The organism is Mesorhizobium sp. AD1-1 (genome assembly GCF_020164655.1).
In the GTDB taxonomy this organism is placed as follows: domain Bacteria; phylum Pseudomonadota; class Alphaproteobacteria; order Rhizobiales; family Rhizobiaceae; genus Mesorhizobium; species Mesorhizobium ciceri.
Genome location: NZ_JAIUGP010000010.1, coordinates 107777 through 124919, shown reverse-complemented (window position 1 = coordinate 124919; position 17143 = coordinate 107777). Strand labels below are relative to the sequence as shown.

General features: G+C 60.1%; 21 protein-coding genes. 8 read left to right on the top strand and 13 right to left on the bottom strand.

Translation table 11 applies throughout. The annotated features are described in order from the left end of the window. Positions 1-68: 68 nt before the first annotated feature. A complete protein-coding gene (locus tag LB519_RS19610; protein WP_032808298.1) occupies positions 69-263 on the bottom strand; it encodes a DUF2934 domain-containing protein in 195 nt (64 codons plus the stop codon). 294 nt (positions 264-557) lie between these two features. Between LB519_RS19610 and LB519_RS19605 the strand changes: the two genes are divergently transcribed. Next, positions 558-815, top strand: coding sequence for a hypothetical protein (locus LB519_RS19605; RefSeq protein ID WP_013531550.1), 258 nt, complete (start codon positions 558-560; stop codon positions 813-815). Positions 816-825: 10 nt separating this feature from the next. Here LB519_RS19605 and LB519_RS19600 read toward each other — a convergent pair whose 3' ends face one another. Both LB519_RS19600 and LB519_RS19595 read right to left on the bottom strand, forming a co-directional pair. Next, on the bottom strand, positions 826-1062 hold the full coding sequence (locus LB519_RS19600) for a DUF6894 family protein (RefSeq protein ID WP_027161660.1): 237 nt from the start codon (positions 1060-1062) through the stop codon (positions 826-828). 91 nt (positions 1063-1153) lie between these two features. Then, entirely contained in the window at positions 1154-1606 is a 453-nt protein-coding gene (locus tag LB519_RS19595) for a membrane protein (RefSeq protein WP_013531548.1), read from the bottom strand. Positions 1607-1799: 193 nt separating this feature from the next. Between LB519_RS19595 and LB519_RS19590 the strand changes: the two genes are divergently transcribed. Beyond that, complete coding sequence (locus LB519_RS19590; RefSeq protein WP_224620909.1) at positions 1800-2546, top strand: DUF1236 domain-containing protein; 747 nt, start codon at positions 1800-1802, stop codon at positions 2544-2546. A gap of 129 nt (positions 2547-2675) precedes the next feature. Here the strand turns inward: LB519_RS19590 and LB519_RS19585 are convergent, their stop codons facing one another. Together LB519_RS19585 and LB519_RS19580 are read right to left on the bottom strand one after the other, a co-directional pair. Further along, entirely contained in the window at positions 2676-2840 is a 165-nt protein-coding gene (locus tag LB519_RS19585; protein WP_013531546.1) for a DUF3309 family protein, read from the bottom strand. A 156-nt stretch (positions 2841-2996) separates the two neighbouring features. Continuing rightward, entirely contained in the window at positions 2997-3614 is a 618-nt protein-coding gene (locus LB519_RS19580) for a flavodoxin family protein (protein WP_024505224.1), read from the bottom strand. Between the two features lie 307 nt (positions 3615-3921). Between LB519_RS19580 and LB519_RS19575 the strand changes: the two genes are divergently transcribed. Then, positions 3922-4758, top strand: coding sequence for an alpha/beta fold hydrolase (locus LB519_RS19575; RefSeq protein ID WP_024505223.1), 837 nt, complete (start codon positions 3922-3924; stop codon positions 4756-4758). A 26-nt stretch (positions 4759-4784) separates the two neighbouring features. On the opposite strand, the gene LB519_RS19570 is transcribed toward LB519_RS19575, so the two are convergent. The 4 genes from LB519_RS19570 to LB519_RS19555 form a co-directional block, all read right to left on the bottom strand. After that, the gene (locus tag LB519_RS19570) at positions 4785-6125 is read right to left on the bottom strand and encodes a PQQ-dependent sugar dehydrogenase (protein ID WP_024505222.1); all 1341 of its coding nucleotides are present in this window, start codon (positions 6123-6125) and stop codon (positions 4785-4787) included. After that, the gene (locus LB519_RS19565; protein WP_050580528.1) at positions 6122-6562 is read right to left on the bottom strand and encodes a DUF2231 domain-containing protein; all 441 of its coding nucleotides are present in this window, start codon (positions 6560-6562) and stop codon (positions 6122-6124) included. The genes LB519_RS19570 and LB519_RS19565 overlap by 4 nt, the downstream gene beginning before the upstream one ends. A 132-nt stretch (positions 6563-6694) precedes the next feature. Next, positions 6695-7312 (bottom strand): alpha-ketoglutarate-dependent dioxygenase AlkB, encoded by a 618-nt coding sequence (locus tag LB519_RS19560; RefSeq protein ID WP_024505220.1) that lies wholly within the window; start codon positions 7310-7312, stop codon positions 6695-6697. A 390-nt stretch (positions 7313-7702) separates the two neighbouring features. Further along, positions 7703-8452, bottom strand: a complete 750-nt coding sequence (locus tag LB519_RS19555) for a Crp/Fnr family transcriptional regulator (protein ID WP_013531540.1) — start codon at positions 8450-8452, stop codon at positions 7703-7705. 571 nt (positions 8453-9023) lie between these two features. Between LB519_RS19555 and LB519_RS19550 the strand changes: the two genes are divergently transcribed. The 4 genes from LB519_RS19550 (at position 9024) to LB519_RS19535 (ending at position 10441) form a co-directional block, all read left to right on the top strand. Then, a complete protein-coding gene (locus LB519_RS19550; RefSeq protein ID WP_013531539.1) occupies positions 9024-9323 on the top strand; it encodes a PRC-barrel domain-containing protein in 300 nt (99 codons plus the stop codon). 73 nt (positions 9324-9396) lie between these two features. Beyond that, positions 9397-9831 (top strand): GFA family protein, encoded by a 435-nt coding sequence (locus tag LB519_RS19545; protein WP_013531538.1) that lies wholly within the window; start codon positions 9397-9399, stop codon positions 9829-9831. Between the two features lie 80 nt (positions 9832-9911). Then, positions 9912-10112 carry a KTSC domain-containing protein gene (locus tag LB519_RS19540; RefSeq protein WP_013531537.1) on the top strand — a complete coding sequence of 67 codons (201 nt, stop codon included), beginning with the start codon at positions 9912-9914 and terminating at the stop codon, positions 10110-10112. A 164-nt stretch (positions 10113-10276) separates the two neighbouring features. Next, the gene (locus LB519_RS19535) at positions 10277-10441 is read left to right on the top strand and encodes a hypothetical protein (RefSeq protein ID WP_013531536.1); all 165 of its coding nucleotides are present in this window, start codon (positions 10277-10279) and stop codon (positions 10439-10441) included. 57 nt (positions 10442-10498) lie between these two features. Here the strand turns inward: LB519_RS19535 and LB519_RS19530 are convergent, their stop codons facing one another. From LB519_RS19530 to LB519_RS19515, 4 genes are all read right to left on the bottom strand, one after another. Next, a complete protein-coding gene (locus LB519_RS19530; RefSeq protein ID WP_013531535.1) occupies positions 10499-10753 on the bottom strand; it encodes a DUF6894 family protein in 255 nt (84 codons plus the stop codon). 49 nt (positions 10754-10802) lie between these two features. After that, the gene (locus LB519_RS19525) at positions 10803-11042 is read right to left on the bottom strand and encodes a hypothetical protein (RefSeq protein WP_013531534.1); all 240 of its coding nucleotides are present in this window, start codon (positions 11040-11042) and stop codon (positions 10803-10805) included. A 206-nt stretch (positions 11043-11248) separates the two neighbouring features. Continuing rightward, positions 11249-12427: an acetate/propionate family kinase gene (locus LB519_RS19520; protein WP_013531533.1), complete on the bottom strand. Its 1179-nt coding sequence runs from the start codon at positions 12425-12427 to the stop codon at positions 11249-11251. Further along, positions 12424-14835 (bottom strand): phosphoketolase, encoded by a 2412-nt coding sequence (locus tag LB519_RS19515; protein ID WP_024505216.1) that lies wholly within the window; start codon positions 14833-14835, stop codon positions 12424-12426. Before LB519_RS19515 ends, LB519_RS19520 begins: the two co-directional genes overlap by 4 nt. A gap of 264 nt (positions 14836-15099) precedes the next feature. Between LB519_RS19515 and LB519_RS19510 the strand changes: the two genes are divergently transcribed. Next, positions 15100-17091: a protein-L-isoaspartate(D-aspartate) O-methyltransferase gene (locus LB519_RS19510; protein WP_024505215.1), complete on the top strand. Its 1992-nt coding sequence runs from the start codon at positions 15100-15102 to the stop codon at positions 17089-17091. Positions 17092-17143: the final 52 nt, after the last annotated feature.

The window sequence follows — 17143 nt, the reverse complement described above, 5'->3', positions numbered from 1 at the left end:
CCCGGCAAACGAGGTTCCGCCAATTTGGTTGCCCGACCGGGGTCCTCAAGACGCCATGGGATTGCCGATCAACGCTTCGAGCTATTGGAATCGGCCGCAACTGTCGGGTCAGGCAGAACCGGGCCACGTTCAGTCTCCGAACCCTCAGCTTCGATCTCCTGCACGGCCCGATCCCAGTGCTCCTGCTCGCGGCCTACCGGCCGGCCCTCTTGTTCCCAGATTTCATGGGCCCGTCGTTTGATCTTTTCTTCCCTGCTGTCCATGGCTAGATCCTCCAATTCGTCAGTCTCAATTCCGGACCATTTTTTTTGTTCCTCCTCTGTCGGCAACAGCCGCTGCCGGATTTCGGGAAGGCCCTTGTGGATTGCATGGAATGACCGGCTTGGTAAATTTCGTACCGATATTTTTTCGTGACACACCTATGCTCGCAGTTTTATGAATCAGGCTATCGGCCAGCGCCGAGCACGTCCCTCTCCGATCCCACTGCCCGGCGCTCAAAGCCGGATCGCCCGTCGCATCGACATGGCGGGCTGTTGCTTCGATTGGAGGTGACGCTCATGCGGGAATTGCCGAAAGACATCGACGCCGATGTGGTCATCGAAATAAGCAAGCTGCTGGACGACAGCCCGCTTTTCGTCCCGGTGCGGGTTCATGAACTTGCGGCCAGGGTGAGGCAGAGGGTGAAGACCGGCCTGCCAGACCTTTCGATTGAAGAACTGATCGTGGAGATGGCCTCCGTACGTCAGCTGGCCATGGCCTTTGATCTGCCTGGATCGGAGAATGTCGTGCAAATCCCGGTGCGGTATCGCCGCTAGCACTGCGACATCAAACGCTCCATCCGGAGGTCAGAACAAGCGACGCCTCAAACATCTGCGCACCGATCTCATCGCGTACCTTGACGGTTATCTTGACGAAATCGCAGTCGGGCATTTCGTCTTGGGCGACATCCTGCAAAATACGAATTGCTTCCGCTCTGGCTTGTTCCCGGGATTCGAACAGCTGCCCGTCATCGTCGGGTACCGCGCCGTCACCGTTTTGAAGATCAAAATAGTACCGTTTCATTTTTCCTGCCGCGCTGGAACATCTGGCGTTTCAATGATTCCGCTTCATGGTGGTTCCTGCCCGCTGGCCGTGCTGGTGACGACGTGGTCGTTCAACGCACCGCAGGGCGAAGCGCCGATATGAAAAGCACCAGCAACGCCAAGGCGTTGAGGCCTGCGGCGATGGCATGCGAATACTCCCATTGGCGCCGCAGCAGCTCCCAGTTTTCAGGGAGGACAGTCCAGTTCCGGGTCGCCTGATTGATTGGATAGGTCAGCGTCCAGAAGGCAAACTGCGTGGCGCCGATGCTTAGAAAGGCGACAACAACCAAGCCGAAAGATGCGCTCGCTCGATAGAGCAGGATCGCCAGGGCGGCCGTGGAGAGCAATGCTCCCAGCACCACGATGCCGAACAGGCTCCATCCATCATAGGCGCGCTGCGCAGCCAGATAGTTTGGCCCGTCGAGCTTCATCTTGTTGAACATGGCGAAGAAATGCGCGGCGGCCGGAGCGAAAGCCAGTGCAACGAAAATGAAGCTGACCACTCTCAGACTATAGATTGCCATGTCGGTCTCCTCTCAGGAGACAGCTAGGGCAATCGCCAAGGTTGAAAAGGTCGCTTTAACGGCGGCTTCCGCCCGCGATCGTATGATCTCAAGCGGGGTCGTTTTTTAGCACTCACGCATCTATCTCGGAACATTTTTTTTGGGTGCTGGTTCTACCCAGTGAAGGGACGAACCTTACCCAGGGAGATTTCCCATGAAACGTGTTCTCATTACCAGCATGCTGGCCATCGGGCTCGGCTGTGGAACGGCGGTGGCTCAGACACAACAGACCGAAAGCCAATCTGGCGCAGACGCCAACTGCGCTTCCGGGCAGGCTGACTGCCAGAACGGCTCCAAGATGGGCGAGCAGGCCCAGGGCAAAGCCAAGCTGAAGACCGACGAGCAGGCTCAGGGCAAGGCCGGCACCACCACCGACCAGCAGGCCCAGGGCAAGGCCAAGCTGAAGACCGATGAGCAGGCTCAGGGCAAGGCCAGCACCACCGACCAGCAGGCCCAGGGCAAAGCCAAGCTGAAGACTGACGAGCAGGCTCAGGGCAAGGCCGGCACCACCACCGACCAGCAGGCCCAGGGCAAGACCAAGATGCAGACCGACGAGCAGGCTCAGGGCAAGACCGGCACCACCACCGACCAGCAGGCCCAGGGCAAGGCCTCGACACAGGATACGACGTCGACCGGTTCCATCAACAACGTGACGGTGGAGCAGAAAACCCAAGTCACTCAGATTATCCGGGAGACGAAGGTCGAGCCTGTGTCCAATGTCAATTTTGACATCAGCGTCGGCGTCGAAGTTCCGCGGCACAAGGTCAGGCTGCATCGGCTGCCGGCTCGTATCGTCAAGATCGTTCCCGCTTACGAAAGCTACGAGTATTTCGTGCTTGCGGACGGTCGGATCGTCATCGTTGATCCGGATACGTTCAAGATCGTGCTGATTTTGACCTGATATGTCCGACGAGTGGTCCGCCCTCCAGAGGGCGGACCGTCATTGCCGGACTGCTATGGATTCAAAGCAACTCCGGAGAGAACCGCAAGCGGCAGGTGATACAATCCTGCCACCGCATGGCGGACTCGGCTAGAGACGGCCGAGCACAACCAGGATTATGACTATAAGCAGCAGAAGACCGAGGCCGCCGCCCCCGTAATAGCCGGTGCCGTAGAATGGCCCGCCGCCAAGTCCACTAAAGCCGCCAAGCAATGCGATAATCAGAATGATGATAAGAATTGTGCCGAGACCCATGACTTGCTCTCCTGTTTGCGGCTTCGCGCCGTGTAGACGGAGCGGCGGTCGCCGGCTGATGAGAATATGAACTCGCTACAAGCCTTCCTGTTCCCGATTGAGACCTCATCGACGCTGCAAGGTCTGGCCGCTCAAAGTTGTTTAGGCGAACAAAGGTCATCCCGAGACGCCCGAGTAGCCCCGGTCTTTCAGCAATCCAGCGAGATGGGCGGCGTTTGAGGCTGCCATTTCGATCGCACCCGAGACTTTTTCCGGAGTTGCCGGCAGGTCGACATAGTTGACGTCCTCCATCGCCTCGCCAACCCAGTAGACCCCGCCATTGGCCGGGATGGTGAAGCCGACATCGTTCAATGCCTGAAAGCATTCCGCGTGGCAGTGATGCGCACCGTCCTCATTACCGACGATGGCCACCAGGGCCACCTTTCCTGCTGCCGGCATTCGCCCTCTGTCATCCGTCTCCTCGAGAAAGGCATCCATCCGCTCCAGGACGCGCTTGGCCACACTCGAGGGCTGGCCAAGCCAGATCGGAAGCCCGAGCACGAAGATGTCGGCCGCCAGTATCTTCTTTCTGAGTTTCGGCCAATCGTCGCCCTCGCCCATGTCGGAGAGCACGCCGGGCTTGATATCGTGGCTGAGCGCACGCACGATCTCGCCCTTCACATCGTATTGCATCAACGCCGCCAGGACATCGGCGAGCAACCGATCGGTGGAGGATTTTTCCCTGTCGTTCGAAGCTTTGAGCGAGCAATTGAGTGCGAAGGCCGTAAGCGGCATGTGAATCTCCCTGCATTGTCCTAATTGCAAACCGCCGCGACGACTTCGCGACTGCCCATTCGCCCGTTGCGGGATCGCCCGGCATTCTAACGCCAGGGTTAAATGCTTGTTCCGCAGGCGGACCAACAGGGCCGGTGGATGGCCCCCTCCTCCTACTTGGTGACGGTCGAGCCGGCTCAGAAAGCGGGCTGGTCCTTGAGCACAGACGTTGGAGAACGGACAGCGGCGAGCGACGCAGACTGAACTGGTGCGGCAACCTATTCGTTCGCTCTTCGTTTTCTTCTGAGTTCCCGAAAATGGATAGACGATGCTCGTCCAGACCCTCGAAGCAGGCGATATGCAGCTGGCGGTATCCACGGCCGGCGATCCGCGCCGACCGGCCTTGATCCTTCTGCACGGCTGGCCCCATTCCCGGAAAATCTATGATGGTGTGCTCGATGAACTCGGCACGCGATACTTTACGCTGGCTTTCGATCTTCCGGAGATCGGTGAATCGCGTGGCACTCCGCCGTCGGCGGAAAAGAAGGTTCTTGCCGATATTGTGATTTCAGCCGCCGAGGCGCTTGGGGCCAAATCCATCGTCGTTGCAGGCTTCGATGTGGGCGGCATGATTGCCTTCGCTGCTGCTCGCCATCATGGCGGTCGCATCGTCGGCGCGGTGCCGATGAATACGGTTATCCCCGGCCTTCATCCATGGACGAAGGTAGTCGCAAACCCGAGCATCTGGCACTTTGCGTTTCATGCGGTGCCTGAGTTGCCGGAGTTGCTGGTGACGGGCCATCAACGCGCCTACTTCGATTTTTTCTTCGATCTGCTCGCCGGCCGTCCCGAAGCATTGACCAATGAAATGCGGGAGACGTTGACGCAGGCCTATGCGAGGCCGGAGGCACTTAAGGCCGGCTTTGATTGGTATCGCGCGTTCAAGCAGGATGCCGAGGCCAATGCCCCGGCGCGCATCGAAGTTCCGATCCTTTATATCCGCGGCGACGCGGATTTTGGATCGATCGACGATTACCTCGAAGGTCTAAGGATGTCTGGCGCAAAGAACCTGCAAGGTCACATGATCGCCAACTGCGGCGAATTCCTGCCGATCGAGGCACCGGCAGAATTCGTCAAGGCGCTGGTGGAATTCGCACCGAGATAGTGAAGCGATCAGCGTTATGCAGGTGCCTACTGGCTCGTGGAAGTTACGCGCCAGACCGTGTTCCCGACATCGTCGGCGATCAGCAGCGCGCCGGATTTGTCGACGGCAACGCCGACGGGCCGCCCGTGCGCCTTGTTGTCCTTGCCGAGGAAACCGGTGACGACGTCCTGCGGCTTGCCATCTGGATGACCGTCTTTGAACGGCACGAAAACGACCTTGTAGCCGTTGAAGCTCTTGCGGTTCCAGCTACCATGCTCGCCAACAAAGGCGCCGTTGCGATAGAGCTCCGGCAGATTGGTTCCAGTGTAGAACGTCAAGCCCAGAGGTGCGACGTGGGAACTCAAGGCATAGTCGGGAGGGATCGCCTTGGCGACGAGGTCCGGCCGCTGCGGCATCACGCGCGGGTCGACATGCTGACCATAGTAGCTGTACGGCCAACCATAGAACGCGCCGTCCTTGACCGAGGTCATGTAGTCGGGAACCAGGTTAGGACCGAGCTCGTCGCGCTCGTTGATCACAGCCCACAGCGCGCCGCTCTGCGGCTCCCAACTCAGCCCGTTGGGATTGCGCAGGCCGCTCGCGAAAATACGATAGCGGCCAGTGGCCCTGTCGACTTCCCAGATGGCGGCCCGGTCCTTTTCCGCCTGGATGCCGTTCTCGGTGATGTTGCTGTTGGATCCGATGCCGACATACAGCCGAGACCCGTCGGGGCTGGCCACGAGAGACTTTGTCCAGTGGTGATCGATAGGTCCGCCGGGCAATGGCGTCAGCACGGCGCCCGGCGCGGTGATCTTGGTGTCGCCCGACGTGTAGGGATAACGCACGATGGCGTCGGTGTTGGCGACGTAGAGATCGTTGCCGACCAGGGCCACGCCAAAGGGCGAATTGAGATGATCGAGGAAGACCTCCTGGACATCGGGCAGACCATCGCCGTTCGTATCCCGCAGCAGGGTGATACGGTTGCTTCCTTCGGTGCCGCCGCCCGAGGTCGCCATCGACTCGATCCAGCCCATGATCAGGTCTTTCGGCCGCTTGATCGCGGCACCGGGCGGCGCCACGGATTCGACCACCAGGACGTCACCATTCGGCAATGTGTAAAGCGAGCGCGGATGCCTCAAGCCCTTGGCAAAGGCCTGGATTTGCAAACCCTTGGCGACGGTCGGCTCCTCGTCTTGTTTCCAACCGACGACCGACGCGACATGCATGGGCGGCACCAGATACTGAATAGGTTCAGGCAGCGTCGGGTTTGCTCCGACCTGATCGGTGGGATCCGGTTCGTTATCGCTGCATGCGGGCAGCGCCAAAATCGATCCGAACAGCAGACCGAGGCTCGCGATACGCCGGATATGTCTGGCGGAGACATTCATTCGACCACCTCCACTTGAGTGTGGCCGGAACTCCATCCCAGCAGTCCCAGCAAGAGGATAACGATCACGGCGACGGCGGACAGGATGAGCCCCGTCGGCACGACCGAGGTCCAGGCATCACGGCTGTGCACCAGTGCGTTGAAGAGCGATATGACGAGCACGACGAGGCTGCCAAGGAGATATGGCCATGCAGGCCCGGCTTGACGGGCAAGTCGGCCGGTAGACAAATCGACAAGTGCTGCAAGGACCGCGAGCACGCCTACAACCAGGCCGGCAAGGAGCAGCCAGGCGGAAAAATCTGCCCACATCATTTCAGCGCTTCGCCAATAGGCAACGTCGGTCAGCAATGTGCCGACGAAACATGCGTTTGCGACCGCCATCGGCGTTTTATGGAACGGACGCCTGGCTGCCACCAACACGGATCGGGCACGGGCCATGGACATTCTCCACCTTTGAAGCTGTACCTGTCCTCCAAACCAACTTGTGGTTGGGAGGTTCCCGGAACCGTTTTGCGTTCAAGAACTCGTGATGGCGCTGGCAATGGCACAGAACGGCTCGGCGCGCGATGCTCATGCGGAGTTGACGCGCAATGTCCTCAAGGTGATCGAGTAGCGGTGCAGGTCAACCGCCGGAATGCTGTGCTCCCATTCCATGCGCGATGGTCCGGTCATGAGATACGCCGACCTTGGTTCGACGACGATGGTCCGGCGGTCCCATTTGGTGCCATTCTTCCGCCGGAGCCGGAAGCTGCAAGGCGCCAGCAACGAAACACCCGCAACGTCTTCGAAATGAGGCTTGTCTCGATGCCAGCCGATGCCGGCGCCGGGCCGGTATTCGTTGATCAACACTTGCGCGAAGGCGTTGGCGGGCCGGCCTGCCAACGCTGCGATCTTGTCGCGCAGGGACAGCAGGAAGTCAGGGATCGGCGGCGCCTCGACGACCTGGCGTCTGTCGTAGTCGTAACGCAGGCCAAAACCGACGACGCGCCGGTTTGCCAGATGGCCATGGAAATCGAACGCCTCGAACGGCAGGCCTTCCAGATGCCGGGCGAGTTCCGTTTCTTCTTGCGCCGTGATCAACTCGGGCTGATAGAAGAAACCTTCCGGCAGGTCGTCGGCAGCACCAAAGAGATCGTGCTGAAGCCCGGATGAGCCGGAGTCGAGTGTTTTCGATTTGGGTGTCGCCATCCCAGCTAAGATGGTGAAGGCCAGCCCGCCTGGCAATATCGGAACCTGGCCAGCCAATCTGCACCCACCCTGCGGACGTCACCCCAACGACGGACAGGGCCTGCCAATCCGGACTTTATCGAGGGACTGTATTCAACTCAGGATTTCGCGAGCATGCCTTGAACGCGACCGAGGGAGTTGCGTGCATGTACGTACGGTTCTTACCAAACCGTGAGCCTTCGTTGCCAGTTGCCTGTCGGCAACTAGATTGGCAACGCGGCATCCCCAAAACATGCCGCAGTGGCCGGCGCGGGTTTAGGCAACGGTGTCTCACCGGCATCATCGCGCCGGCCACTCGAAATGTCCTGTTGTCGGCTCAGTGGCGGAGAAGCCTCCGTTGGCCCGGCGCGCTCAAACGAGAGGCCGCTCCTGCCTCGCGGGATGCTTCGAGCCCAAATCTCCGACCAGCCGGCGGTACTGGGTTTCGGGTGGACCGTAAGAATCTCGCGCCAACGTCATGAGACCGTCTCGATCGCGGATCGTAATCTCTCCGCGGCGCGCTCGGATATAACCATAACTTTCGATCATCTGGAGGCCGACGGTAACCCCCGGACGCCTCACACCAAGCATGATGGACAGAAATTCATGGGTTATCATAAGCCTGTCGCCGACAGTGCGGTCGCTGCACATCAAAAGCCATCTCGCCAGTCGAACTTCCAGGCTCTGCCGCGCGTTGATCGATGCCGTATAGCTTGTCTGAACATGGAAATATTGGACATAGCGCAACAGGAACGACCGCAATGTAGGGCTGTCCTCCAGGGCTTCGACGAAGGGGGCAGCCTCTATCCGGAGAGCCTCGCATGTCGACTGGACGTAACAATCAAAGTTGGCCTGGTCGTCCCCCATGACCAGGGCCGAACCGGTCATTCCTTCGAACCCGATGATTCCGACTTCGGCTTCGGTCGCAGGCGAAGTCCTCGCCACTACCGAGGCCAGCCCGCTTTCCAGAAAATAGACGGCTTCGATCTTCTGCCCCGCGGTCTCCAGCGGCGCGCGCAACTCAAGAAAAACACTCGCCAGATGCGGACGTAGCCGCGCGAAATCGTCCGCGCTCATCCGGCGAAGCAATTCGCTCTTGGCTTGCAGTGTCTGGTAATCCACGAGACTCTTTTCCCTTGGGCAAGAGCACTGGGATCTCTTAGCCGGCCGCGCCCGTCGAACGAGCGGACGGTAACGAACCATAGACTTCGTCTCGCGCAGCACTAGACGGGCGGGCGCGTTGGTATGAAACCGACAGTTACTGCTGAAGACTCGAAGGCCTTGTTGGCTGACTATCTTTCGCCAGCAAACGAGCCTCCCGCAGGATAGAGGCGCGATCGAACCCGAGGAGCGATATGATTTCGCGTATCTGTTGTTCAGTGGCGCCTGTATCCCGCGCCAGCGCGGTCATCGCGCCCACTGGCAGACCGGGGTGCTCGGGCTCTTTCGCCGTGCAACACCATGCCTCGTGATGGGCAAGAGCGATGGTCACTCCCAAGCGTCAGCGCCCCAACTGTGCTGCTGACGATTTCCTTTTGTACGCTTCCGTACGGAGCTTTGCGAGTCAATTCGGACGGAGGCTGAGTTGAGGCTTCTAGAGTCCTTGCGTCGTCCGTCCGTCGCCCCCGGAATTGTTCGGAACGATTGCTCGGCTGAGAGGTTCAAATATTCCACCCAACAGGAGTCTCGAAAGATGGATCACACCAACCACGTACGCCTCACAAGCACCGAACTGACACCAGACATTCTCGAAGACGCCACGATTTACGACGCAGACGACAACAAAGTCGGCAGCGTTTCGCATGTGCACGGCTCAGGAGCCGCCAGTCAGGTCGTCATCGATGTCGGCGGCTTTCTCGGCATTGGCGCCAAGCCGGTGGCCGTTCCCGCAAGCCAGTTGGAATTCATGCGCGATGAAGACGGCGACGTTCACGCGGTGACGAACTGGACCAAGGATCAGCTCAAGAGCATGCCCGAGCATCACGATGCATGATTTCAAGGACTTCACCTTGAACGGGAGCGGCCACTCGGCCGCTCTCTCTTAGGCGCAACAGGGTGGACAGACGATGCGGCGCGAAACCGGAGCCTGCTTCTGCGGAGGGATCGCCGCAGCCCTGGACGGAGAGCCTTTCTGGATATGCTACGATCACGACGACGATTGCCGCCGGGCCATCGGAAGTCCGCTGACGATCTGGGTTGGTTACCGGCCGAAGCAATTTCAGCTCCTTAGAGGGACGCCGAAGGCCTTTTCCCAAACGCCAGGCGTCACCCGCACGTTCTGCCCAGACTGTGGAAGCTCGATAGGCTATAGCGACGAAGGCCTGCCGGACGAGTTCTATGTGACGATCGGCTTCTTTGACAACCCTGAAGGGTTTCGGCCGCAAGCCCATGCCTATTGGGACCTGAGGCTGCCGTGGATCGAGTTTGATGACAGCCTGCCACGCATCGACCGATATTCAAGGAAGCGCGACCCGAAGTTCGGCAACCCGCGCGACCGGTAGTCGGGGTGCGTGACGCCAGGATATCGGCGGAACCTGACGATCGCTAACGGGTTATTCGGGCAGACCTGTCGGGTGCGACCATGCCATCGACCGTGATCCGAAATGCGCAATACGATCCCGCCACCAGGATCCTGTCGGTCTGGTTTGTGCCGAGCGGCAGACGCTACGAATATGAGGATGTTGCACCGGCAACTTATGCCGCTTTCACCAAAGCTTCCTCAAAAGGCCGCTTCTTCAATGAGTTCATCCGCGACCGCCATCGGTACCGCCGCGTGGCGTGACAAGTTTGGACATGAGCAGGCGATGCACGGAACCTGACCGGCATCGTCTCGTTGACGTCTCGTCATCGAAGCAAGCCAGGCAACGACAGTGTTCATCTGGACATGCTCAGGTGTTCGCACCGGCAAAGATCGATCGGAAAAGGCTTCAAGGGAGTTCAAGAGCCATGACGGCCAAGAAGCAGAAGACCGAAAGCAAGGACAAGAAGGCATTGCGCTTGGCAGAGACCACCGACGTCTCACCCAAGCAAGCCAAGGAGCTCATGCAAAAGCATGGCAAGGACAACCCCAAGGTCGAGAAGGAAGCCAGAAACTTCAAGGCGGAAGGATAGGATCCGCATGAGGCGACCTGTATGGCCCCTGCAGGTGATCGGCCAGGAAATTCGGGATTAAGGGGGTGCCCCGGCCTTTTCGGCCGCGAGCGCAAAAGGAAAGCGCAGCACCAGGTTGCGGTTCTCGTCAAAAATCTCGAAGGTCAATCCGGTACGCAGCGGCCTGCCATGCAGCAGCTCTTCGGCAAGGATTTCCTTCGCCGACGCCATCGCGTTTTCCTCAGCGCTCGCGAGATCAGAAAATTCCTGGCCCTCGGGATCCTCCTGCAAGCTTCCGCTCTCATCTCGAAGGTCGAAAAAGTACCTGGACATGCCGACTGAACTCCTGCTCATCGCGACGGTGGCATCGGAAGCGCCAGCCTCAGACTTCAGTGCCTGATGTCCCCGGATTGTCGAATAGCACAGCGAGGCCATGCTCGATGGCGCAGGCCGCTATCAGATCATCGAAGGCCTTTCCGGAAAGCGGGCAACTTGGCATCACCTCTCGAATTGCGGTCCCGGCCTTGGCGGTAGAGATCACATCGTGGCGTTTCTTGCGTGTCTCGACATATTGCTCGACCAGGATTTTCAGGCGCCTCACCGCAACGTCGTCCGTAAACATGGATTCCTCAGCCAATGCCTGAAGTAAGGCTGTCGGCCTGATCATCGGCCGACGATCTCGGGTTAGCCGGGATTGCTCGCACAATATTTCTATGGGCAGTTGGTTCCCCCGACCGCTTGCTTGGTAATTTTCGTACAGGGAATACCCTTGCCCGCGCTTTCATCGGGCCGAACCGACAGCCGATTTTCCGATGCCGAGGCGAGCGTTCAGGCTTGCATCACCATGCGGCTGTGACGTGCAACGACACTTTCCTCATCGGTCGCAATCACCCGTACTTCCACCTTGCTCTCGGGACGACTGAGGATCTCGGCGTGGGTGTTGTTGGCGCGATCTTCAAGCACCACGCCAAGCCAGGTCAATTTTTCGCATATGGCCTTGCGGATGGTCGCGGACCGTTCGCCGATGCCGGCGGTGAACACCAGGCATTCAAGGCCACCCATCGTGTTTGCAAGCGCCGCGGCCTCTCTCGCGGCGCGAAAGGCGAAAAGCGCCATCGCCTCTTGCGCGCGAGGATCATTGCTCGCTTCGAGCGTCCTCATGTCGCCGGAGATACCGGATACGCCGAGCAGGCCCGACTTCTCGTAGAGCATCGCCTGCAGTTCTTCCGCCGCGATGCCTCTTTCCAGCAGGAAATACAACAGCACGCCGGGATCGATGGCGCCGCACCGCGTGCCCATGACGAGGCCATCCAGGGCCGAAAAACCCATCGTGGTATCGATGCTTTTGCCCCCGTGCAGGGCGCAAAGACTTGCCCCATTGCCGAGATGGGCGACGATCGTGTGTTTCGCCGCGAAAATTGGCGATATCTCGCTGAGCCGCCCGGCGATGTATTCATAGGAGAGACCGTGGAACCCGTAGCGGCGCAAGCCTTGCTCTTCATACTGGCGCGGAAGGGCAAAGCGCCGCACGAGCGGATCGATCGTCTGGTGGAAAGCGGTGTCGAAACAGCCAACCTGTGGCAGGTCCGGTTGCAAGGCGGCTATTGCACGGACGGGCGCGAGACTGCGAGGCTGATGCAGCGGAGCAAGCGGCGTAAGTTTGTCGATGGCGTCGATGATGTCTGGGGTCAGACGGACAGGTTCGATGAACTCGCTTCCGCCATGCACGATGCGATGGCCGGCGCAGATCAGGTTTCTTTCCCCAATTTCGCCCTGCACCCAATTCAGCATCTCGCCTATGGCCGCGTCACGCCGCTTGTCGGCGGTGAGCGGCCGATCGCACTGCACCGTTCCGTCGGCCGCTTTTGCGCGCAGTGTGGGTTTGTCGCCCAGGTCCAGCGTGCCGCGTGAAACGAGTTGCATATCCCGTGATGAGACAAGATCGTAAAGCGCGAACTTGATGCTGGACGAGCCGGCATTCAGCGCCAGGATCGACCGACGCATCATTGGCGCCCCTTTGTCGCGGCTTTGTCGGGCCAGCTCCATTTCTGGATTTCGGGCATGTCTTCGCCGTGCTCGCGCACATAGGCCTTGTGCTTCGCCAACCTGCCGTGGAGTTCGCCGGCAAGCCCTTCGGCCCTTTCGGCCAGTCCCGGCACGCGTTCGATGGCGGCGAGCGCGAGATGGTAGCGGTCGAGTTCATTGAGCACCACCATGTCGAATGGCGTCGTCGTGGTGCCCTCCTCGCGGAAGCCATGCACATGCATGTTGTCATGGTTGGCGCGGCGGTATGTCAGGCGATGAATGAGATAGGGATAGCCGTGATAGGCGAAGATGACGGGCCGTGTTTTCGTGAACAACGCGTCGAAGTCCCCGTCGGGCAGGCCGTGCGGATGCTCCGTGTTCGACTGCAATGTCATCAGGTCGACAACATTGACGACGCGGATTTTCAGGTCGGGGATCGCGGAGCGCAGAATGTCTGTCGCGGCCAGTGTTTCCAGGGTCGGCACATCGCCGGCGCAGGCCATGACCACATCGGGCTCCTCGTGCTGAGCAACCGTGCCGGCCCATTCCCAGATGCCCGCTCCAGCTTTGCAATGCGCTCCGGCTTCTTCAATGGACAGCCATTGCGGTCCCGGCTGCTTGCCGGCGGTGATGACATTGATGCGGTTATAGGTTCTCAGGCAATGATCGGTGATCCACAACAGGGTGTTGGCGTCCGGCGGGAAATAGAGCCTTACCGTGTCGGCCTTCTTGTTGGCGACCAGATCGGCAAAGCCCGGATCCTGATGGCTGAAACCATTGTGATCCTGCCGCCAGACATGCGAGGTCAAAAGGTAATTGAGCGAGGCGATCGGCTTGCGCCAAGCGAGCTCGCCGGAGGTCTTCAGCCATTTGGCATGCTGGTTGACCATCGAATCGACGATATGAATGAAGGCCTCATAGCATGAAAACAGGCCATGGCGGCCGGTGAGCAGATAGCCTTCAAGCCAGCCCTGGCAGAGATGCTCGCTCAGCACTTCCATGACGCGACCATCACGGGAAAGATGGACGTCATAGGGCTCGATGCGCTCCATCCAGATCCGATCGGTGACCTCGAACACGTCGTCGAGGCGGTTGGAGGATGTCTCGTCCGGCCCCATCAGGCGGAAGTTTCGCGCCTCGGCATTGAGGCGGAACACCTCGCGAAGATAGCTTCCGCAAATCCGCGTCGCCTCGGCAATGACGCCACCTGGACGCGGCACTTCCAGCGCCAGGCTTTTCCAATCTGGAAGCATCAGATCGCGCTTCAGCAGGCCGCCATTTGCGTACGGGCTTGCGCCCATGCGCCTTGTCCCTGTCGGGGCAAGTGCCGCAAGCTCCGGCAACAGGTGCCCGCTTTCGTCGAACAGCTCTCCCGGCTCGTAGCTTCGCATCCAGTTTTCGAGGATCTTGCGGTGCTCCTCATTCCCTCGAGCGTTCGATACCGGCACTTGATGCGAGCGCCAGAAACCCTCGACTTTTTCGCCATCGACCTCCTTCGGCCCGGTCCATCCCTTGGGGCTGCGCAGCACGATCATCGGCCATTTCGGGCGTTGACCATGCCATCCCGGAGCCCGTGCCTGCTCCTGAATGGAACGGATGCGATCGAGCACCGTGTCGAGCGTCGCGGCCATGGACCGGTGCATGGCAAGCGGCTCGTGGCCTTCGACGAAGAACGGTTCGTAGCCATAGCCGGCGAAAAGGTCTCGCAATTCCTGATCGTCCATGCGGCCGAGGATCGTCGGATTGGCGATCTTGTAGCCGTTTAGATGCAGGATCGGCAGGACGGCGCCGTCCGACGCTGGGTTCAGGAACTTGTTGGAATGCCATGCCGCCGCCAGCGGACCGGTCTCGGCTTCGCCGTCACCAACGACGCAGGCAACCACCAGACCCGGATTGTCGAAGGCCGCACCGAAGGCATGAACCAATGCATATCCCAATTCGCCGCCTTCATGGATGGAGCCTGGCGTCTCGGGCGCGGCATGGCTTGGCACGCCACCGGGAAAGGAAAACTGCCGGAACAGTTTCCTGAGGCCGTCTTCGCCCTGCCCGATATCGGGATAGATCTCGCTATAGGTGCCCTCGAGCCATGTGTTGGCGACCATTGCGGGACCGCCATGGCCCGGGCCGCAGATAAACAGAACATCGAGGTCGCGTTCGCGGATAACGCGGTTCAGATGCAGGTAGAGAAAATTCAGGCCCGGCGTCGTGCCCCAATGGCCAAGTAACCGAGGCTTGACGTGCTCGGCCTTCAACGGTTCGCGCAACAGCGGATTGTCGAGCAGATAGATCTGGCCGACCGAGATGTAATTCGCGGCGCGCCAGTAACGGTCCATGAGGTCGATCCGTTCGTGGCCGATAGCCTGCGGCGTCGCGGCAGCCTTGTCGTTCATCGACATCTCCAGCTTTCGGTTCGCTGGTGATAACTGGGGCATCTTTGCGCTTGAGCAACCCCCGACTGCCGCCGTCCGGGACAGTGTCGCGATCCGAGCGGCCAAGAGACCGGTCGCTATCCCGCTGGAGCGAGCGGCTCTGTCCGCAAATAGGCGGGAACCTTGAAGTCCTCCAGCGGTTAGAAACTGGAATCGCGAAGGCCAGGTTCAAGGCAGCTACCGCGAAGGACAACCTCGAAGCGTTGCACCAAAGGGAGCTAAAAAATGCTCGATCTTCCTCGTGCCCGTGATCGAATGGTCAATATCCACGTCGGCCGGCGTGGCATCCATGACCGTGAAATTCTGCAGGCGATGCGCGAAGTTCCACGCGAGGCCTTCGTAGAACCCGGTTTCGAGGAATTTGCTTATGAAGACACGCCGCTGCCGATCGCCGACGGCCAGACCATATCGCAACCCTATATCGTCGCATTCATGATCGAAATGGCGGACGTCAAACCGGGTGACCACGTGCTCGAAATCGGCACCGGCTCGGGTTACGCCGCCGCGGTGATGAGCCGGATCGTCGAACAGGTCTACACCATAGAGCGTCATCCCGGTTTGGCAGAAACGGCGAAACGGCGGTTTGAAAAACTCGGCTATCGAAACATCGAGGTCCGGACAGGCGATGGCACCAAGGGCTGGCCGCAGGCGGCGCCGTTCGATGCCATCGTGGTGACAGCCAGCGGTCCCGGCGCACCGCTCGCCCTTCAGGAGCAACTCGATGTCGGCGGCAGGCTCGTCATTCCGGTCGGCAACGACCCCGATTTGCAACGCCTGCTCAAAGTCACCCGGACAGGTGCCGCAACCTACAGCGAGGAGGATTTCGGCGGCGTGCGCTTCGTCCCTCTCATCGGCGAGCAGGGTTGGTCGGAAAACGGCACCGTCACCAAGGTCGGTCGTCCACTTCGACATCCGCATCCAATCAGCCTGCCCGATATGATCGCGGCCGCGGCTGAACCGCTGCCCGATTTCGACGATCCGGCCTTCGGCGCATTGTTCGATCGGTTCGCCGACCGGCGCGTCGTTCTGCTTGGCGAGGCAAGCCATGGCACGTCCGAGTTCTACAGGGCGCGCGCGGCGATCACCCGCAGGCTTATCGAACGGCACGGCTTCACCATCGTCGCGGTCGAGGCGGACTGGCCCGATGCGGCGGCGATCGACCGCTACGTTCGCCATCGTCGGCCGCGAACAGGCGCCGGTGCGCCATTCCAGCGGTTTCCGACGTGGATGTGGCGCAACACCGATGTCGCGGCCTTCTCCGACTGGATGCGCCGTCGCAACGAGAAGCTAGAACCTTCGGAGCAAGCAGGGTTCTACGGCCTGGACATCTACAATATGAGCGGGTCCATAGGCGCGGTCCTCGACTATCTCGACCGGGTCGATCCCCAGGCAGCCAAGATTGCACGCGAACGGTATGGTTGCCTGACGCCCTGGCAACACGAACCGTCTACCTACGGCCGTGCGGTGCTCACCGCCGGCTATAAAAAATGCGAGAAAGCCGTGCTGGAACAATGCCGGGACTTGCTCGCCAGACAACTCGATTATGCAAAACAGGACGGAACCGACTTTCTCGACGCCAGTCAGAATGCTCGGCTGATCGCGTCCGCCGAACACTACTACCGGATCATGTACTATGGCGGTGCGGAGTCCTGGAACCTGCGCGACACCCACATGTTCGAGACCTTGGAACATTTGTTGGACGCCGGCGGCCCCAACTCCAAGGCGGTGGTGTGGGCGCACAATTCCCATATCGGCGATGCCCGCTTTACCGAGATGGGTGTCGTCAGGGACGAACTGAACATCGGTCAGCTCTGCCGGCAGCGTTTCGGCGATGAGGCAGCGCTAATCGGTATGGGCACGCATTCCGGCACTGTAGCGGCCGCAAGCGACTGGGATGGCGAAATGGAGGTGAAGCAGGTTCGCGCGTCGCACGCCGACAGCTACGAACGGCTTTGCCACGATTCTCTCGTGTCGCGGTTCCTGCTCGACCTCGGGCGCGACAAGACGCTGCGTGAGCGGCTGCTGGAACGCAGGCTGGAGCGATTCATCGGGGTAATCTACCGGCCGGAAACCGAGCTGGGCAGCCACTATGCGGACGCTTCCCTGCCCCAGCAGTTCGACGCGTTCCTATGGTTCGACAAAACCGCGGCAGTGACGCCGCTTGGCCCGGAGCATGCAAGAACCGGCGTTCCCGACACCTATCCATTCGGGCTCTAACCGGCGCGCGCGGCGAGCCGATGAAGCAGAGCACTGGAACCGGAACGGCCCA

Excerpts from the sequence above, each read along its gene's own strand:
- LB519_RS19610 (WP_032808298.1), bottom strand. The coding sequence starts at position 263 with ATGGACAGCAGGGAAGAAAAGATCAAACGACGGGCCCATGAAATCTGG.
- LB519_RS19605 (WP_013531550.1), top strand. The coding sequence starts at position 558 with ATGCGGGAATTGCCGAAAGACATCGACGCCGATGTGGTCATCGAAATA.
- LB519_RS19600 (WP_027161660.1), bottom strand. The coding sequence starts at position 1,062 with ATGAAACGGTACTATTTTGATCTTCAAAACGGTGACGGCGCGGTACCC.
- LB519_RS19595 (WP_013531548.1), bottom strand. The coding sequence starts at position 1,606 with ATGGCAATCTATAGTCTGAGAGTGGTCAGCTTCATTTTCGTTGCACTG.
- LB519_RS19590 (WP_224620909.1), top strand. The coding sequence starts at position 1,800 with ATGAAACGTGTTCTCATTACCAGCATGCTGGCCATCGGGCTCGGCTGT.
- LB519_RS19585 (WP_013531546.1), bottom strand. The coding sequence starts at position 2,840 with ATGGGTCTCGGCACAATTCTTATCATCATTCTGATTATCGCATTGCTT.
- LB519_RS19580 (WP_024505224.1), bottom strand. The coding sequence starts at position 3,614 with ATGCCGCTTACGGCCTTCGCACTCAATTGCTCGCTCAAAGCTTCGAAC.
- LB519_RS19575 (WP_024505223.1), top strand. The coding sequence starts at position 3,922 with ATGCTCGTCCAGACCCTCGAAGCAGGCGATATGCAGCTGGCGGTATCC.
- LB519_RS19570 (WP_024505222.1), bottom strand. The coding sequence starts at position 6,125 with ATGAATGTCTCCGCCAGACATATCCGGCGTATCGCGAGCCTCGGTCTG.
- LB519_RS19565 (WP_050580528.1), bottom strand. The coding sequence starts at position 6,562 with ATGGCCCGTGCCCGATCCGTGTTGGTGGCAGCCAGGCGTCCGTTCCAT.
- LB519_RS19560 (WP_024505220.1), bottom strand. The coding sequence starts at position 7,312 with ATGGCGACACCCAAATCGAAAACACTCGACTCCGGCTCATCCGGGCTT.
- LB519_RS19550 (WP_013531539.1), top strand. The coding sequence starts at position 9,024 with ATGGATCACACCAACCACGTACGCCTCACAAGCACCGAACTGACACCA.
- LB519_RS19545 (WP_013531538.1), top strand. The coding sequence starts at position 9,397 with ATGCGGCGCGAAACCGGAGCCTGCTTCTGCGGAGGGATCGCCGCAGCC.
- LB519_RS19540 (WP_013531537.1), top strand. The coding sequence starts at position 9,912 with ATGCCATCGACCGTGATCCGAAATGCGCAATACGATCCCGCCACCAGG.
- LB519_RS19535 (WP_013531536.1), top strand. The coding sequence starts at position 10,277 with ATGACGGCCAAGAAGCAGAAGACCGAAAGCAAGGACAAGAAGGCATTG.
- LB519_RS19530 (WP_013531535.1), bottom strand. The coding sequence starts at position 10,753 with ATGTCCAGGTACTTTTTCGACCTTCGAGATGAGAGCGGAAGCTTGCAG.
- LB519_RS19525 (WP_013531534.1), bottom strand. The coding sequence starts at position 11,042 with ATGTTTACGGACGACGTTGCGGTGAGGCGCCTGAAAATCCTGGTCGAG.
- LB519_RS19520 (WP_013531533.1), bottom strand. The coding sequence starts at position 12,427 with ATGATGCGTCGGTCGATCCTGGCGCTGAATGCCGGCTCGTCCAGCATC.
- LB519_RS19515 (WP_024505216.1), bottom strand. The coding sequence starts at position 14,835 with ATGAACGACAAGGCTGCCGCGACGCCGCAGGCTATCGGCCACGAACGG.
- LB519_RS19510 (WP_024505215.1), top strand. The coding sequence starts at position 15,100 with ATGCTCGATCTTCCTCGTGCCCGTGATCGAATGGTCAATATCCACGTC.